Raw genomic sequence first — 14,706 nt, forward strand, 5'->3', positions numbered from 1 at the left:
CCGGAGGACCCGCTCCGGGCTCACCGCCCCAGGAGGGACTTGAGGTCCTCGGCGGCGAGGGCGATCGCGTCGTCGTAGCGACCGGTGGCGAGCCGCAGCACGTAGGCCACGGCGTCGTCCGGCCGCGGGTCGGCGTAGGGCTCGGCGTTGTAGTCCAGGAACAGCAGCATCGCCTCGAAGGCGGTGCGCTTGTTCCGGTCGACGAGCGGGTGGTTGCGGGACAGGCTCTGGCCGAGGGCGGCGGCCTTGGTCCACAGGTCGGGGTAGGCGTCGGAGCCGAACAGGCTGGCCTGCGGACGGGCGATCGCCGAGAGCAGGCCGCCGAGGTCGCGGACGTTCTGCGCGCCCCCGGCGAGGTAGGTGACGTCGTCGAGGTCCAGGTACACGGTGGTCACAGGTCCTTCAGCCGCTCCAGCGTCTCCGCGTTGGCGGCGCGGATCCGGGCCACCATGGCGGCCCGGCGCTCGGCCTTGCCGGGCGCCGCCTCGGTGAGCGCCCGCGGGACCTCGGACTGGCGGACCTCGAAGGCCAGTTCGGCGGTGTCCGCCCCGGCGTCCGCCTCCGTCACCCGCACCCGCCCGGCCAGCACGGCCTCGGCCGCGGCCCGCACGGCGAACTCCAGCGCCTGCCGCGTCCCGGCCGGCAGGCCGGCGGGCAGGCGCACGGGCAGGGACTCCTCCACGGCGTCGTCGTCGCCGGGCACCAGGTCCAGGGGTCGCATGGTCATCTCGGTCACTCTCCTTCGCGGCTCACCGTAGTGATGAACGCCGGACGTTCCCACCGAATTGCCGCCGGGGCCACTGGCTTCCGCCCTCCGGAGGGCGGCTCCGAAGGGCGGGGCGGGCGCAGTAGGGTTGCGGGGTCCGTCTGCCACAAAGTGTTGAGGAGTCCGCTGTGCTGGTGCTGTTGCCGCCGTCGGAGGGCAAGGCCGCGTCCGGGGACGGCGAGCCGGTCGCGCTGGAGCGGCTGTCGCTGCCGGGGCTGACGGCGGCGCGCGGTGCGGTGCTGGACGCGCTGGTCGGGCTGTGCCGAGGCGACGAGGACACCGCCGCCGAGGTGCTCGGACTCACTCCCGGCCTGCGCGGCGAGATCGCCAAGAACGCCGGCCTGCCCACCGCCGGGGCCCGTCCGGCCGCCGAGGTGTACACCGGGGTGCTGTTCGACAACCTGGGCCTGGCCACGCTGGACGCCGCCGCGTACGACCGCGCCGAGCGCTCGCTGCTGGTGTTCTCCGGGCTGTGGGGCGCGGTGCGGATCTCCGACCGGATCCCGTCCTACCGCTGCTCGATGGGCGTGAAACTGCCCGGGCCGGGGGCGCTCGGCACGTACTGGCGGAGCGCGACGGCCGCCGTGCTCCCCGAGGTGGCGGACGGGCTGGTGCTGGACCTGCGCAGCTCGGCGTACGCGGCGGCCTGGAAGCCTGCCGGCGAGGTGGCCTCCCGCACCGCGACCGTCCGGGTGCTGCAGGAGCGGAACGGCAGGCGGACGGTGGTCAGCCACTTCAACAAGGCGACCAAGGGTCGGATCGTCCGGGACCTGCTGGTCGCCGGGGCCGAGCCGAAGACGCCCGCCGAACTGCTGGACGCGCTGCTGGAGCTGGGCCACCACGTCGAGCTCGCCGCGGAGGGCACGGCGCGCAAGCCGTGGCAGCTGGACGTGGTGGTCACCGAGGTGCACTGAGCGCCCGGCACCGCCCGCCGCCGGAGCGGGCTCAGCGCAGGTGCGAGCCGTCGTTGAGCAGCCGCAGCGAGGCGTTTCCGTCCGCGTAGTACTGAACGGCGCAGATCGAGGCGGCGGACAGCTCCATCCGGTACATCGAGTCGGGCGGCGCGCCGAGGGCGAGCCGGACCAGCGTCTTGATCGGGCTGACGTGCGAGACCACCAGCACGGTCTTCCCCGGGTACCGGGCGAGGATCCTGTCCCGGGCGATGCCGGCCCGGTGGGTGAGGGTGGTGAAGCTCTCGCCGCTGCCGGTCGGCCTGGCCTTGGCGGAGCCGAGCCAGGCCGACAGGTCGTCCGGGTAGCGCTCCTGCACCTCGGCGAAGGTCAGGCCCTCCCAGGCGCCGAAGTCGACCTCGCGCAGCCCCTCCTCGTACCGGACCTCCAGTCCGAGCCGGGCCGCGACGATCTCGGCGGTCTGCCGGGTGCGGCGCATCGGGGAGGCGACGACCGCCTGGATGCTGCCGCGCGCGGCCAGCGCCTCGGCGGCCCGCTCGGCCTGCCAGCGGCCCTTGTCGGACAGCTCCGGATCGGTGCCGCCGCTGCCGGAGAAGCGCTTCTCGGGGGTGAGCGGGGTCTCGCCGTGGCGCAGCAGGACGAAGGTGGTCGGGGTGCCGAGGTCGGCGGGGGCGGCCCAGCCGGCCCTGGGGGCGCTCTTCTCCGGCGGCGGCTCGGCCGCGAGGGCCGCCGCGTCGACGGTCCCGGCGGGCCTGCGGGGCTCCCACTGGCGCCCGTCGCGGCCGGCGTCCATCGCCTCGTTGGCCAGCCGGTCGGCGTCCTTGTTCCGGTCGCGCGGGATCCAGGTGTACGTGACCCGGCCGCGCGGGAAGACGGTGCGCGCCTCGGCGGCGAGCGGCTGCATGTCGGGGTGCTTGATCTTCCAGCGGCCGGACATCTGCTCGACGACCAGCTTGGAGTCCATCCGGACGTCCACCGAGGCGTCCGGGTCGAGCTCGCGGGCCGCCCTGAGCCCGGCGATCAGGCCCCGGTACTCGGCCACGTTGTTGGTGGCGTGGCCGATGAACTCGGCGGCCTCCGCGACGAGCTGCCCGGTGTCGCCGTCCCGGACCACCGCGCCGTAGCCGGCCGGCCCCGGGTTGCCCCGGGACCCGCCGTCCGCCTCGACGATGAAGCGCGCCACCACCGGGTCAGACGCCCGAGTCGGCCGTGCGGACCAGGATCCGCGAGCAGTTCTCGCAGCGGACGACCTTGTCGGCCGGCTCGGCCTTGATGGCGTTCAGCTCGGTGATCGAGAACTCGGTGCGGCAGCCCTCGCAACGGCGCTGGTAGAGGCGGGCCGCGCCGACGCCGCCCTGGGTCTCGCGCAGCTTGGCGTACACCTTCAGCAGGTCGGCCGGGATGACGGCGGCGACGGTCTCGCGGTCGCGCTTGACCTTGTCGGCCTCGGCGTCGATCTCGGCGAAGGCGGCGTCGCGGCGGGCCTCGGCCTCCTTGAGGACCACGGTGGAGTGCTCCAGTCGGGCGCTCAGCTCCTCGACCCGGGAGTTGGCGCTCTCCTGGCGCTCCATGATCTCCAGCACGACCTCCTCCAGGTCGCCCTGGCGCTTGGCCAGCGAGCCGATCTCGTGCTGGAGGTTCTCCAGGTCCTTCGGCGAGGTGATCGCGCCGGAGTCCAGGCGCTGCTGGTTGCGGGCGGCGCGGGCGCGGACCTGCTCGACGTCCTGCTCGGCCTTGGTCAGCTCGCGAGCGGTGTCGCCCTTCTGGGCCTCGGCGGCGACGACGAGGTCCTTGAGCGCGGTGTGGTCGGCGGTGGCCTTCTCGATCTCGGCGTGCTCCGGCAGGCTCCGGCGCCGGTGGGCCAGCTGGTCGAGCTTCGAGTCGATGGCCTGGAGGTCGAGCAGGCGGATCTGGTCGGCGGGCGCGGCGTTCAAGGGGAAAGCTCCTGTGAATCGGGTCAGGCGGTGAAGGACATGGGGGCGTGCGCGGTCCACGGGTCGGTGACCCGGTGGGAGACCTTGGTCTCCACGGCCCAGCCGCGCTGGTCGGCGGCGGCCAGCAGGGCGCGCTCGGCCAGGCCGAGCCAGGGCCACTCGGTGGCCCAGTGCGCGGCGTCGACCAGCGCGACCGGCGCGGCCTCGGTGGCCTCGGAGGCCGGGTGGTGGCGCAGGTCGGCGGTCACGTAGGCGTCCACGCCGGCCGCCCGTACGTCGGCGAAGAAGCTGTCGCCGGAGCCGCCGCACACCGCCACCCGGCTGATCCGCCGGTCCGGGTCGCCGGAGACGCGCACGCCCGCGGCGGTGGCGGGCAGGCCCTCGGCGACCCGGGCGGCGAAGGCGGACAGCGTCAGCGGGGGCTCCAGCAGGCCGATCCGGCCGGTGCCGCGACGGCCCAGCGGGTCCGTCGGGTCCGGCACCAGCGGGCCGGTGACCCGCAGGCCGACCGCCTCGGCCAGCGCGTCCGAGACGCCGGGGTCGGCGTGGTCGGCGTTGGTGTGGGCGACGTGCAGCGCGATGCCGTTGGTGATCAGCGTGTGCACCACCCGGCCCTTGAAGGTGGTGGCGGCGACGCTGGTGGTGCCGCGCAGGTAGAGGGGGTGGTGGGTGACCACGAGGTCGGCGCCCCACTCCACGGCCTCGTCGACGACGGCCTGGACGGGGTCGACGGCGAACAGCACGCGGCCGACCTCGGCCTGAGGGTCCCCGCAGACCAGGCCGACGGCGTCCCAGGACTCTGCCCACTGCGGGGGGTAGACCTCTTCGAGGGCGGTGATGACGTCGGACAGTTTCGGCACCTGTCGAGACTACCGTGCGCGCGGGGGCGGTCGGGCCTCGGCCGATCGGGGGAAGGGGCCGGTGCCCGTCCGGACCTCGCGCGGACGCCGTCCGGGCCCCGGCGCGGTGGCCGTTCGGACGCCGGTGCCGCGGGCGCACGGATGCGCGTCAACCCGCTGCGGGGCGGCGTCAACCCGCACGGGGGCGCCCGTACGGGCCCGCGCGGACCGGGTGCGCCCGCACGCCCGGCGCCCGTGGCGCACAGGGGGCCCTCGGACGAATTCGAAACCGCCCCCTGCTCACCCTTACGGGTGAAGCGACCGGCCCGGCGTTGGGACTCCGGTTTCGTCGAAACTAACTTCAGTCCTGCGGACGGGAGTTGCCCCGGCAACAGACGAAAGGGATGTGGTGGCACATGAGGGCGAGCGGGGCGTGAACGCGGCCACCCGGACCACCACCCGGGCACTGCGCCGGCTGGGCTTCGCCTTCGCCGCCGACGGCAGCCACGCGGCCTGTTTGGCCGCGGCCGCCGACAGCGGCTGGTACGTGGAGGGCTGGCGGCTCCCGTCGGACGGCTCACCGGCCGCGCCCGCCGCGCTGCCGCTGTCCGGCAACCGGTCGGAGGACCCGCGTTCGCAGCTGGTCGCGCTGCCCGACGGATCGGTACTGGTCTGCCGGCACGACGGCGAGCGGCACGACCTGGTCCGCCTCTCCCACGGGGAGGGCGGCACCGTGGAGCAGCCGGTGGCCTCCCTGCGGATGTCCGGACTGCGGCTGCTGCCGCTCCCGGTGCCGCCCGGCGCCGGTCCGCGCACCCCGGTGGCGCTCGCCCTCGGCACCGACACCCGCCCGACGACCACGGCCTGGCTGGTCCGGACGGACGGCGGCGAGCCCGTGCGGGTCGCCGAGATCCCCGGCCTGCACGGCGGCGGCACCTGGCTGGACCGGGCGGGCGCACTGCTCGCGCTGGACCGGGTGGCCGGCGGGCTGGTCCGCAGCGTGGTGCTGGACCTGCGCAGCGGCACCGCCTCCCCGCTGCTGGAGATCGGCGAGCACAGCAACGACCGGCTGGTGCTGTTCGACCCGGACAGCGGCTTCGCGATGGTGCGCAGCGACGCGCCCGGCACCGACCGGCTCGGCTGGGGCGTACTGGGCGGCGGGGAGCCGCTGCGGTTCCCGGAGTGCCTGCGCGTCACGGGCACGACCCTGCGGCCGGTCGCGCTGCGGCAGGGGCCGGACGGCCCCCGGGTGGCGGTGCAGATCGACCACGGCGCCGGGTCGGCGCTCGCCCTGTGGCGGCCCGCCGTCGGACGGCTGGATCCGCTGCCGGTGCCGCCCGGACGGCTGGGTACGGTCGGGCACTGGAGTGGAGCCGGCCTGCGGATCCCCTACTCCTCGCCCGACCAGCCGACGGCGCTGGCCACCCTGGACGTGGACGCCCTGCTGGCGCACGGACCGGCCCCGGCCGGAACCGTCCCGATGCCCTTGCCGCTCCAACTCGCGCCGCTGGGCTCGGGGTTGCCCGGCCCGTGGCGGGAGGCCGTGCCGCCCTGGCAGCCCGGCGGGCCGCGCGGCGTCCTTGCCCCGCCGGCCGGCTGGCGGCTGGACGGCAGCACCCCGCCCGGCGACGGCGGCCGCTGGCAGCCCGCGCAGAGCCTCGAACTCGCGGGCCCGGCAGGCCCGTTGGAGGCGGTGGTGTACGGCGGTGACGCCTGGCTGAGCAGCCCGCACCTGGTACTGGCCCTGCACGGCGGGCCGGCGGACGCCTGGCGGCTGGAGTTCGACCCGGCGCTGCAGCGGATGGCCGCCGAGGGCCTGGCGGTGGTCGCGCCCAACCAGCGCGGCTCCACCGGCTACGGGGTGCCGCACGCGCTGGCCGTCCGGGGCGCCTGGGGCGGGCCCGACCTGGACGACGTGCTGCACCTCCTGGAGGGCATCGCCGGCCAGCGAGCGGCGCTCGGGCTGGAGCCGCCCGCCCTGTTCGGGGTCAGTTACGGCGCGTTCCTGGCGCTGCTGGCGGCCGCGCACGCCCCGGCCGAGCAGGTCGCCCGCTGCGCGGTGGTCGCGCCGTTCCTGTCCGGCGCCCGGCTGCTGGCCGAAGCGGCGCCGCCGGTAAGGGCGTTGACCGCCCGGCTGGGCGGCGGCGAGCCGGTCCTGGACGCCCGCGGCCCGCGCGACGTGCTCCAGCTGGCGCACCGGCTGAGCGCGCCGCTGCTGGTGGTGCACGGCGACCGGGACGAGGTGGTGCCGGTGAGCCAGTCCCGGTCGCTGCGGCACGAGTTGCTGCGGATCGGGCGGGTCGAGGGCGCGGACTTCCGGTACGTGGAGGCGGCCGGCTCCGGGCACGAGGTGCTCGCCGAGGAGGGCGCCGCGGTGCTCCACGAACTGCTCGCCGGCTTCCTGCGGACCGGCCGCCCGGGCTGATCACCGGCCCGCGGGCGGGACGGAGGAGCCGCCCCATGAGGTCGATAGGATCTCGTCGGTCCCGGCCGTTATGGTGGCCGGGGCACGGGCCGCGATCACCGGCTGTGGGCGCGTACCGAGTGCCCGATCGGGGACCCGACCGTGTGCCGAAGGCGCCGGACGGGCGCCGATGACCCGCACCCTCCGCACGGAAGACGATTTCTCATGTCCGACACCCTCACCGACACCACCGGACCCGCGATGACCGGGACCGACGCCGACGAGAAGACGGCCGAGGACACCGCGTCGCACGGTCGCCACCGCGGTGGTTCCGCGTCCGACGACACCCCCGGGGCGGACCCGCACGGCCGCCACCGCGCGGCCGGCGCCCGGGGCTGACCGGGGCGGGAAGCGCAGGACCCCGCGAGGGCCCGCCGAGGACGTCCCGGCGGGCCCTCGCGCATGCCGCGGGAGCTACCCGAGCGAGACCACCGTCCGCAGCGCCTCGCCGCTGCGCATCTGCTCGATCGCCCGGTTCACGTCCGCCAGGCCGACCCGGTGGGTGATCATCCCCTCCAGGTCGATCCGCCCGGCCCGCCACAGGTCCACCACCAGGGCGACGGTGCCGGCCACCGGCGCCCCGCCGTACAGCGAGGGCAGCAGCCGCTTCTCGTTGAAGAACAGCTCCGCCATGGTGAACTGCGCCAGGTCGTCCTGCGCGCCCGCGCCGATCACCACGACCGCGCCGCCGCGCCGGGCGGCGTCGTAGCCGGCCCGGACGGTGGCCGCGCGGCCGACCGCCTCGAAGACGTGGTCGAAGCCACCGCCGGGCAGGCCCTTGGCCGTCGCCTTCAGCTCCTCGGGGGTGATCGCCTCCGTGGCGCCGAAGGCCAGCGCCCGCTCGCGGCGCGAGGCCACCGGGTCGACGACGGTGATCCGGGCGGCGCCGCAGACCCGGGCGCCCTGGACGGCGGCCACCCCGACGCCGCCCGCCCCGATCACCGCGACGGCGGCGCCGGGCTCGACCCGGGCGGTGTTGACGGCGGCGCCGATGCCGGTGGTCACCCCGCAGCCGATCAGGGCGGCGGCCTCGTACGGGAGGTCGGCGGGCACCTTGATGACGGCGTCGGCGGCGACCACCACCTCCTCGGCGAAGGCGCCGGTGCCGTAGAAGCCGGAGGCCTCGGTGCCGCCCTCGGCCAGCCGGAAGCCGGGCGCGCCGAGCCGCCGCAGACTGGCGACGCACAGGTGGCCCCGGCCCCGTTCGCAGTGAACGCAGCGGCCGCAGGGGGCCATCCAGCAGAGCACCACCCGGTCCCCGGGGACGACGCCGGTCACGCCCGCGCCGACCTCGACGACGTCCCCGGCGCCCTCGTGGCCCGGGACGAACGGCGCGGGCTGCGGCAGGACACCGCTCATCGCGGAGAGGTCGGAGTGGCAGAGGCCGGCGGCGCGCATCCGGACCCGCACGGTGCCCGGTCCGAAGCCGACCGCCGTGACGTCCTCGCGGACGTCGAGGGTGTCCTGGCCGGTCTTGTGCAGGACGGCTGCGCGCATGGGGCTGCTCCCGGTGTGCCTCGGGTCAAGGGTCGGGGCGATTCTGGCACGGCCGCCGGGACCCGACGAGAACGCGTTCCAGAACCGGTCGGCCACCCGCCACCCCCGCCCCGGCTACCTTCGAGTAGGGTCCCGAGCACGTCCGCCCGCCGCCCGAACCACGAGGAGCACCGCATGTCCGACCTGCTGGAGGGCGCCCGCCCGGCGCCGGAGGTGCTGGCGGCGTTCGAGGCGGCCACCGGGTTCATGCCGGTGGACGAGGGCCTCGCGCTGTACGCGGCTGCGGTGGCGGCGGCCCGGCGCACCGGGCTGCCGGTGCTGGAGATCGGCACCTACTGCGGCCGCTCGGCGGTCCTGCTGGCGGCCGCGGCCCGGGAGGCCGGGACGGTCGCGCTGACCGTCGACCACCACCGCGGCTCGGAGGAGCAGCAGCCCGGGTGGGAGTACCACGACCCGACGCTGGTGGACCCCGAGGTCGGGCGGATGGACACCCTGCCCCGGTTCCGCCGCACCCTGCACGCCGCCGGGCTGGAGGAGCACGTGGTCGCGCTGGTCGGTCGCTCACCGCAGATCGCCGCGCTGTGGGGACGGCCGCTGGCCCTGGTCTTCATCGACGGCGGGCACACCGACGAGCACGCCACCGGCGACTACGAGGGCTGGGCGCCGCACCTGGCGCCGGAGGGCCTGCTGGTGGTGCACGACGTGTTCCCGGACCCGGCGGACGGCGGCCAGGCCCCGTACCGGGTGTACCTGCGGGCGCTCGCCGAGGGCTTCGAGGAGGTCTCGGTGACCGGCTCGCTGCGCGTCCTTCGCCGGACCGCCGCGTAGGGCCTGTCCCCTACTCCCCCGCCCACCCCGCCAGATCACCCCCACAGCCCCGCCCCGATGCTCTAACGTCGTGCCGGGGCTGTCCGACGGGTGCTCGAACGGTACGGTGTCCGCGCAGCACCAGGCAGAGCATCGGCGGACGGTGGGGGCCAGCGGCACATGACGGACCAGCACAACACCGCTCCGGCGGTCTGGGACCCGACCGCGCGCGGCGGCGCGGGAGGCTGGGTCCGCAATCCGCAGCGCCCGGACGCCGATTCCACCCCCGCCCCAGCGCCGGAGCCCCCCACCGCGGGCGCGGTCGGCGACCAGGGCCCGCCGCTGGGCGCCCGCCCCTACCTGTCCACCGCCCCGGGCTTCGGCCCGCCGCCGGACATGTCGGCACCGGCACCGGCCCCCGCGCAGCCCCCCGCCCCGACGGCCGCCCAGGACCCGGGCCCCGGGGCGCCCACCACCGCGCTCCCCCGGATCACCCCGCCACCCCCGGGCGCCCCGCCCGCGTCCACGCCGTTCCCCTCCCACGCGACCCCGCAGGACGGCGCGCCCCAGGGCGGGCAGCTCCCCGGCCCCGGCTACGTCTACCCGCCGCCGCCCACGGCCGGCCCGTACCAGCAGGGCCCCTACGGGCAGCCCCCGCAGCAGCCCGGGTACGCTGCCCGGCCCTACCCCGCCCAGCCGGACCACCCGAGCGACCAGGCGCTCGACGACGAGGACGACCGGGACCGCCCGGCCAACCGCAGGGCCCCGCTGCTGATCGGCTTCGCGCTGCTGCTGGTGGTGGCGGTCGGCGGCGGCCTGCTGTACGCGACCAAGAGCGGCGGCAAGGACGACCGGGCCGCGCCCGCCGCGTCGGCCGTCGGCGCGACCGGCTCCGGCAACCCGCAGCCCGCCCCGGCGCCCACCGGTACGGACGCCGCTCCCGGCACCACGGCCGCACCCTCCGACACGCCGTCCCCGACCGCGTCCGGCGCCGGCCCCAAGGCGCAGTCCGAGGCCCAGGCGCTGGACGCCCTGCTCACCGAGGGCGGCAACGCCCGGACCCAGATCGGCAACGCGGTGGCCAAGGTGACCAGTTGCCCCGCGAAGGCCGACATCGACAGCGCGGCGCAGGTCTTCGACAGCGGCGCCAAACAGCGCGACGGCCTGCTGACCAAGCTGTCCAAGCTGAGCGTCGCGGACCTGCCGGGCGGCGCGGACGCGGTGAACTCGCTCAAGTCCGCCTGGCAGTTGTCCTCCGACATCGACAAGGCCTACGCGAGCTGGGCCCGCGCGGTGGCCGCCCAGGGCTGCTCCGGCACCGCGCCGAACACGGCGGACAAGAAGAAGGCCGACGAACTCAACCCGCAGGCCACCCAGGCGAAGAACGACTTCCTGACCAAGTGGAAGCCGATCGCGAACGCCTACGGTCTCACCGCGCCCACCTCGGACAGGATCTGAACCGACCGTGACCGGCCCGACCTCCCGACCGCCCCGCCGCTCCGCCCTGCTGCGCACCACCACGGTGGTGGCCGCGGTCGTCCCGCTCTGCACGGCGGGCTGGTTCGGCTGGCGGGCCCTGGACCACTCCGACCCGGCGGCCGCCACGGCCGCCGCCACGGCCGCACCGTCCGGCGCGGCGCAGTCCGGCGCGGCGCAGTCCGCCTCCCCGGCGCCCGCCACCCCGCAGGCGACCCCGACCACCGGCACCCCGACCGGCACTCCCACCGGGACGGACGCGGCTCCCGCCGGCACGCCGTCCCCCACCGCGGCCGCCGACCTCACCGGCCGCACCGTCGTGCTCGACCCCGGCCACAACCCCGGCAACTTCTCCCACTCCACGGAGATCAACCGTCAGGTGGACGTCGGAAACGGCCACAAGGAGTGCGACACCACCGGCACCGAGACCGATGCCGGCTACACCGAGGCCGACTACACCCTGGACGTCACCCGCCGGGCCCGCGCCCTGCTGACCGCCCGGGGCGCCAAGGTGGTGTTCACCCAGGACGGTGACCGCCCCTGGGGCCCGTGCGTGGACGAGCGCGCCCGCGCGGGCGCCGACGCGCACGCCGACGTCGCGCTCTCGGTGCACGCCGACGGCGGCCCGGCGAGCGGCAGCGGCTTCCACGTGATCATGCCCGCCAAGGTGGTCGCCGGTAAGGCGGACAACTCCGCGATCGTCGAACCCTCGCACCGCCTCGGCCTGCTGCTGCGCGACGGCTTCCACGCCGCGACCGGCGAGCCGTACGCCGACTACATCGCGAAGGAGGGCCTCGACACCCGCTCCGACCTGGGCGGCCTCAACCTCTCCGCCGTTCCCAAGGTGTTCATCGAGTGCGGTAACATGCGCAACTCCGCGGACGCCCGACGGATGACGGACCCTCAGTGGCGGCAGCAGGCCGCCCAGGGGATCGCCGACGCGCTGACCGCCTTCCTGACCGCGCACTGAGCGGCCCCGGCACGGGAGTTGGGACGAGCGGCCCGGGTGGACGACGCAGCACCGCGTCCGCACGGTTTGCAACGACTTCGACCCGTTCCCGGTCCCGCCGTGCACCGGCAGGACGGTTGGGCCTAGGCTTCTGGTCCGTTCGGGAGTTTCGGCCGGTCAGCCCGACCGCGCGAAGCACCGTCCACGACACGTCAACGAGGGGAACGTAAGTGAATCTGCGCGCTCTCACCAGGGGAGACGCCGCCGTCGCAGGCGCGGCCGTCCTGCTGTTCATCGCCTCCTTCCTGCCTTACTGGACCGTGGACTGCAGCAGCCGGTACTGCGGGGACACCTCGCAGAACGCGTGGAGCACCGAGCTGTTCCCCATCCTGCCCTCGGTCTTCCTGCTGGGCATCGCCGCCGCCGTCCTGATCCTGGTGCAGCGCTTCCAGGGCCCCGCAGCCGCCAACCGCCAGGTGCTCGGCCTGCGGCTGGACCAGTGGGGCATCGCGTTCGCCGTCGCGGCGCTGTGGACCTCCGTCTGGGCGCTCGGCGGCGGCCCGTCGTCCCCCAGCTTCGGCCACGGCTTCGGCGCCTGGCTGGGCCTCATCGCGCTGATCGTGCTGGCCGGTGCGGCCGCGGCCGCCCCGCTGGTGCCCGCGCTGAAGGCCCCGCTGGTCTCCGACCGCCCGGCCGCCGTCCCGTACCAGGGCGGCTACCCGATGCAGGGTCAGCCCGGGCACCCGGGTGCCCCCGGCCAGCCCGGCCAGTACGGCTACCCGGCCCAGGGCCACGACCCGGCCTTCGGCGCCCAGCCGGTCCCCGGCGGCTACGGCTACCCGGCCGCCGGCCAGCCGCAGCCCGGCCAGCCGGCGCAGCCGCAGGACGCGGGCGCCCCGGCCCCGGCCGCCGCGCAGCAGCCGGCCGCTCCGGCGGCGGACTTCCAGCCGTTCTGGTTCGCCGTCCCGGCCCCGCGCCAGCTGGCCCCGAAGGACAACCCGGCCGGCGGGCCGGTCGGCGAGGTCGTGCCGGGCACCTGGTACCTGGCCGTCGAGCAGCGCGGCGCGGCCCTGGTCGCCCAGCTGCCGGACGGCACCCAGGGCGTGCTGGCCGACACCGCGGGCATCCAGCGCGGCTGACACCACCCACGGCCTGCCGCAGGGCACGCGGAAGGGGCGGGACCGGATCACCGGTCCCGCCCCTTCGCCGTCGGTGGACCGCGGCGTCTTCGACACGCCTCAGCAGCAGTCCTGGACCACCAGCCCGGCGGGCAGCTGCTCCCCGCCGAAGACCGCGACCGTCGCCGGGTCCCCGCCGAGCGCGGCCACCGCGAGCAGCAGCGCCCCGGCCGTCCAGGTGGTGCGCTCCTCGGGCCAGATCGCGTCGTCCTCGAAGACGTACCCGGTCCAGTACGAGCCGTCCTGGTGGCGCAGGTGCCGCTGGATCCAGCGCAGGATGTCCACCGCGCGGTCGGACTGGCCGATCGCCCAGAGCGCGAGGGCCAGTTCGGCGCTCTCGCCGCCGGTCACCCACGGGCGGTCGCTGACGCAGCGGACGCCGAGGCCGGGGACGACGAAGCGCTCCCAGTCCCGCTCGATCCGGGCCAGCGCCGCGTCACCGCGCAGGCCGGTGCCGAGCACCGGGTAGTACCAGTCCATCGAGTAGCGGCCCTTGTCGAGGAACCGCTCGGGGTGGTGGGCGATGGCGTGCCGCAGCCGGCCGGCCGCGAGCTCCCAGTCGGGCTGGGGCTCCTCCAGGTAGTCGGCGATGGCCAGGCCGCAGCGCAGCGCGTGCAGGATGCTGGACGAGCCGGTGAGCAGCGCCTCCTCGGTGGCGGCGCCGTCCTCGTCGACCCGCCAGGCGATCGGGCCGCCGGGCAGCCGCAGGCTGACGATGAAGTCCAGCGCCCGCCGGACCACCGGCCAGATCCACTCCAGGAAGGCGTCGTCGCCGGCGCTGAGGTGGTGGTGCCAGACGCCGACCGCGATGTAGGCGCAGAAGTTGCTCTCCTTGGCGCGGTCGGTGACCACGCCGTCGGTGTACGCGGCGTACCAGGAGCCGTCCGGGTTCTGCTGCGCGGCCAGCCAGCGGTAGGCGGCCTCGGCGGCGGCGTGCTCGCCGGCGGTGTCGAGGGCCATCGCGGCCTCGGTGTGGTCCCACGGATCCAGGTGGTGGCCGGCGAACCACGGGATGGCGCCGTCGGGGCGCTGCTCGGCCAGGATGCTGCGGACGGTGTCGGCGGCCTGCTCGGCGTCCAGCACCCCGTCGAGCAGCAGCACCTCGGGGACGGCGGCGGTCATGCGCCCGCCCGCCGGGGCTCCGCGCGGTTCGGCTTGGACGCGTAGGCGACGAAGCTCTTGCCGATGACCGGGTTGAGCGCCTTCTCGGCGGCCTTGGTGAGCTTGCTGATCACCGGGGTCCCGACGATGTCCCAGACCAGCAGCTGGTGGTAGGCCTTGACCGGCAGCGCCTTGTCGTTGTCCACGCCGACGGCGCACTTGATCCACCAGTACGGCGAGTGCAGCGCGTGCGCGTGGTGGGTGCCGTACGGCTCCAGGCCGGCGTCCTTGAGCTTGCCGAGCAGTTCGTCGCCCCGGTAGATCCGGATGTGGCCGCCCTCGACCTCGTGGTACTCGTCGGACAGCGCCCAGCAGATCTTCTCCGGCAGCCAGCGCGGCACGGTGACGGCGAGCAGGCCGCCCGGCTTGAGGACCCGGAACATCTCGTTGAGCACGCCCTTGTCATCGGGTATGTGCTCCATCACCTCCGAGATGATGATCTTGTCGAAGTAGTCGTCCTCGAACGGCAGCGCCAGCGCGTTGCCCTCCATGGCGACCGCCGACGCGCCCTCGGGGGCCTCACCGGCCAGCTCCATCGCGGCGAACCACTTCTTGACCTCGGCGATCTCCTCGGCGTTCTGGTCGAGGGCGATCACATTGGCACCGCGGCGGTAGCACTCGAACGCGTGCCGGCCCCCGCCGCAGCCCAGGTCGAGCACCCGGTCGCCGGGGGCGAGCGGGAAGCGCGAGAAATCGACGGTCAGCACTGCAGGGCTCCCATTCC

Annotated in this window: 15 protein-coding genes; 7 read left to right on the forward strand and 8 right to left on the reverse strand. The window is 75.6% G+C overall.

All coding sequences use genetic code 11. The features are described from left to right. Positions 1 to 20: 20 nt before the first annotated feature. Complete coding sequence (locus tag ACIRVF_RS10580) at positions 21 to 395, reverse strand: type II toxin-antitoxin system death-on-curing family toxin (protein WP_402815914.1); 375 nt, start codon at positions 393 to 395, stop codon at positions 21 to 23. Further along, the gene (locus ACIRVF_RS10585) at positions 392 to 727 is read right to left on the reverse strand and encodes a hypothetical protein (protein WP_402815915.1); all 336 of its coding nucleotides are present in this window, start codon (positions 725 to 727) and stop codon (positions 392 to 394) included. Before ACIRVF_RS10585 ends, ACIRVF_RS10580 begins: the two co-directional genes overlap by 4 nt. A 167-nt stretch (positions 728 to 894) precedes the next feature. Here ACIRVF_RS10585 and yaaA point away from each other — a divergent pair, with 167 nt between their 5' ends. Then, positions 895 to 1,680, forward strand: a complete 786-nt coding sequence (gene yaaA / locus ACIRVF_RS10590; RefSeq protein ID WP_402815916.1) for a peroxide stress protein YaaA — start codon at positions 895 to 897, stop codon at positions 1,678 to 1,680. A gap of 31 nt (positions 1,681 to 1,711) precedes the next feature. On the opposite strand, the gene ACIRVF_RS10595 is transcribed toward yaaA, so the two are convergent. Genes ACIRVF_RS10595 through ACIRVF_RS10605 form a run of 3 tightly spaced genes read right to left on the reverse strand, consistent with a single transcriptional unit; the run spans position 1,712 to position 4,471 of the window. Next, the gene (locus tag ACIRVF_RS10595) at positions 1,712 to 2,863 is read right to left on the reverse strand and encodes a bifunctional RNase H/acid phosphatase (RefSeq protein WP_402815917.1); all 1,152 of its coding nucleotides are present in this window, start codon (positions 2,861 to 2,863) and stop codon (positions 1,712 to 1,714) included. 4 nt (positions 2,864 to 2,867) lie between these two features. Then, positions 2,868 to 3,611 carry a zinc ribbon domain-containing protein gene (locus ACIRVF_RS10600; protein ID WP_402815918.1) on the reverse strand — a complete coding sequence of 248 codons (744 nt, stop codon included), beginning with the start codon at positions 3,609 to 3,611 and terminating at the stop codon, positions 2,868 to 2,870. A gap of 23 nt (positions 3,612 to 3,634) precedes the next feature. Beyond that, positions 3,635 to 4,471, reverse strand: coding sequence for a Nif3-like dinuclear metal center hexameric protein (locus tag ACIRVF_RS10605; RefSeq protein WP_402815919.1), 837 nt, complete (start codon positions 4,469 to 4,471; stop codon positions 3,635 to 3,637). Positions 4,472 to 4,856: 385 nt separating this feature from the next. On the opposite strand from ACIRVF_RS10605, the gene ACIRVF_RS10610 reads away from it, so the two are divergent. Both ACIRVF_RS10610 and ACIRVF_RS10615 read left to right on the forward strand, forming a co-directional pair. Then, entirely contained in the window at positions 4,857 to 6,875 is a 2,019-nt protein-coding gene (locus ACIRVF_RS10610) for an alpha/beta hydrolase family protein (protein WP_402815920.1), read from the forward strand. Positions 6,876 to 7,079: 204 nt separating this feature from the next. Beyond that, a complete protein-coding gene (locus tag ACIRVF_RS10615; protein ID WP_157846531.1) occupies positions 7,080 to 7,253 on the forward strand; it encodes a hypothetical protein in 174 nt (57 codons plus the stop codon). Between the two features lie 75 nt (positions 7,254 to 7,328). Here ACIRVF_RS10615 and ACIRVF_RS10620 read toward each other — a convergent pair whose 3' ends face one another. After that, positions 7,329 to 8,411: an alcohol dehydrogenase catalytic domain-containing protein gene (locus ACIRVF_RS10620; protein ID WP_402815921.1), complete on the reverse strand. Its 1,083-nt coding sequence runs from the start codon at positions 8,409 to 8,411 to the stop codon at positions 7,329 to 7,331. 174 nt (positions 8,412 to 8,585) lie between these two features. On the opposite strand from ACIRVF_RS10620, the gene ACIRVF_RS10625 reads away from it, so the two are divergent. The 4 genes from ACIRVF_RS10625 to ACIRVF_RS10640 all read left to right on the forward strand — a co-directional run bounded on the left by ACIRVF_RS10625 (position 8,586) and on the right by ACIRVF_RS10640 (position 12,782). After that, on the forward strand, positions 8,586 to 9,239 hold the full coding sequence (locus ACIRVF_RS10625; RefSeq protein ID WP_270147209.1) for a class I SAM-dependent methyltransferase: 654 nt from the start codon (positions 8,586 to 8,588) through the stop codon (positions 9,237 to 9,239). A gap of 159 nt (positions 9,240 to 9,398) precedes the next feature. After that, on the forward strand, positions 9,399 to 10,676 hold the full coding sequence (locus tag ACIRVF_RS10630; RefSeq protein ID WP_402815922.1) for a hypothetical protein: 1,278 nt from the start codon (positions 9,399 to 9,401) through the stop codon (positions 10,674 to 10,676). 7 nt (positions 10,677 to 10,683) lie between these two features. Then, positions 10,684 to 11,664, forward strand: coding sequence for an N-acetylmuramoyl-L-alanine amidase (locus ACIRVF_RS10635; RefSeq protein ID WP_402815923.1), 981 nt, complete (start codon positions 10,684 to 10,686; stop codon positions 11,662 to 11,664). A gap of 209 nt (positions 11,665 to 11,873) precedes the next feature. Beyond that, entirely contained in the window at positions 11,874 to 12,782 is a 909-nt protein-coding gene (locus ACIRVF_RS10640) for a hypothetical protein (protein ID WP_402815924.1), read from the forward strand. Between the two features lie 99 nt (positions 12,783 to 12,881). Here ACIRVF_RS10640 and ACIRVF_RS10645 read toward each other — a convergent pair whose 3' ends face one another. After that, the gene (locus ACIRVF_RS10645) at positions 12,882 to 13,943 is read right to left on the reverse strand and encodes a prenyltransferase (protein ID WP_402815925.1); all 1,062 of its coding nucleotides are present in this window, start codon (positions 13,941 to 13,943) and stop codon (positions 12,882 to 12,884) included. Continuing rightward, positions 13,940 to 14,689, reverse strand: a complete 750-nt coding sequence (locus ACIRVF_RS10650; protein ID WP_402815926.1) for a class I SAM-dependent methyltransferase — start codon at positions 14,687 to 14,689, stop codon at positions 13,940 to 13,942. The genes ACIRVF_RS10645 and ACIRVF_RS10650 overlap by 4 nt, the downstream gene beginning before the upstream one ends. Between the last annotated feature and the right edge of the window lie 17 nt (positions 14,690 to 14,706).

Origin of the sequence: Kitasatospora sp. NPDC101157 (assembly GCF_044768255.1) — a bacterium.
Classification (GTDB): domain Bacteria; phylum Actinomycetota; class Actinomycetes; order Streptomycetales; family Streptomycetaceae; genus Kitasatospora.

What these genes read in the sequence shown, in the direction of transcription:
- ACIRVF_RS10585 (WP_402815915.1), bottom strand. Translation starts at nt 727, where the DNA reads ATGACCATGCGACCCCTGGACCTGGTGCCCGGCGACGACGACGCCGTG.
- ACIRVF_RS10615 (WP_157846531.1), top strand. Translation starts at nt 7,080, where the DNA reads ATGTCCGACACCCTCACCGACACCACCGGACCCGCGATGACCGGGACC.
- ACIRVF_RS10620 (WP_402815921.1), bottom strand. Translation starts at nt 8,411, where the DNA reads ATGCGCGCAGCCGTCCTGCACAAGACCGGCCAGGACACCCTCGACGTC.
- ACIRVF_RS10625 (WP_270147209.1), top strand. Translation starts at nt 8,586, where the DNA reads ATGTCCGACCTGCTGGAGGGCGCCCGCCCGGCGCCGGAGGTGCTGGCG.
- ACIRVF_RS10630 (WP_402815922.1), top strand. Translation starts at nt 9,399, where the DNA reads ATGACGGACCAGCACAACACCGCTCCGGCGGTCTGGGACCCGACCGCG.
- ACIRVF_RS10645 (WP_402815925.1), bottom strand. Translation starts at nt 13,943, where the DNA reads ATGACCGCCGCCGTCCCCGAGGTGCTGCTGCTCGACGGGGTGCTGGAC.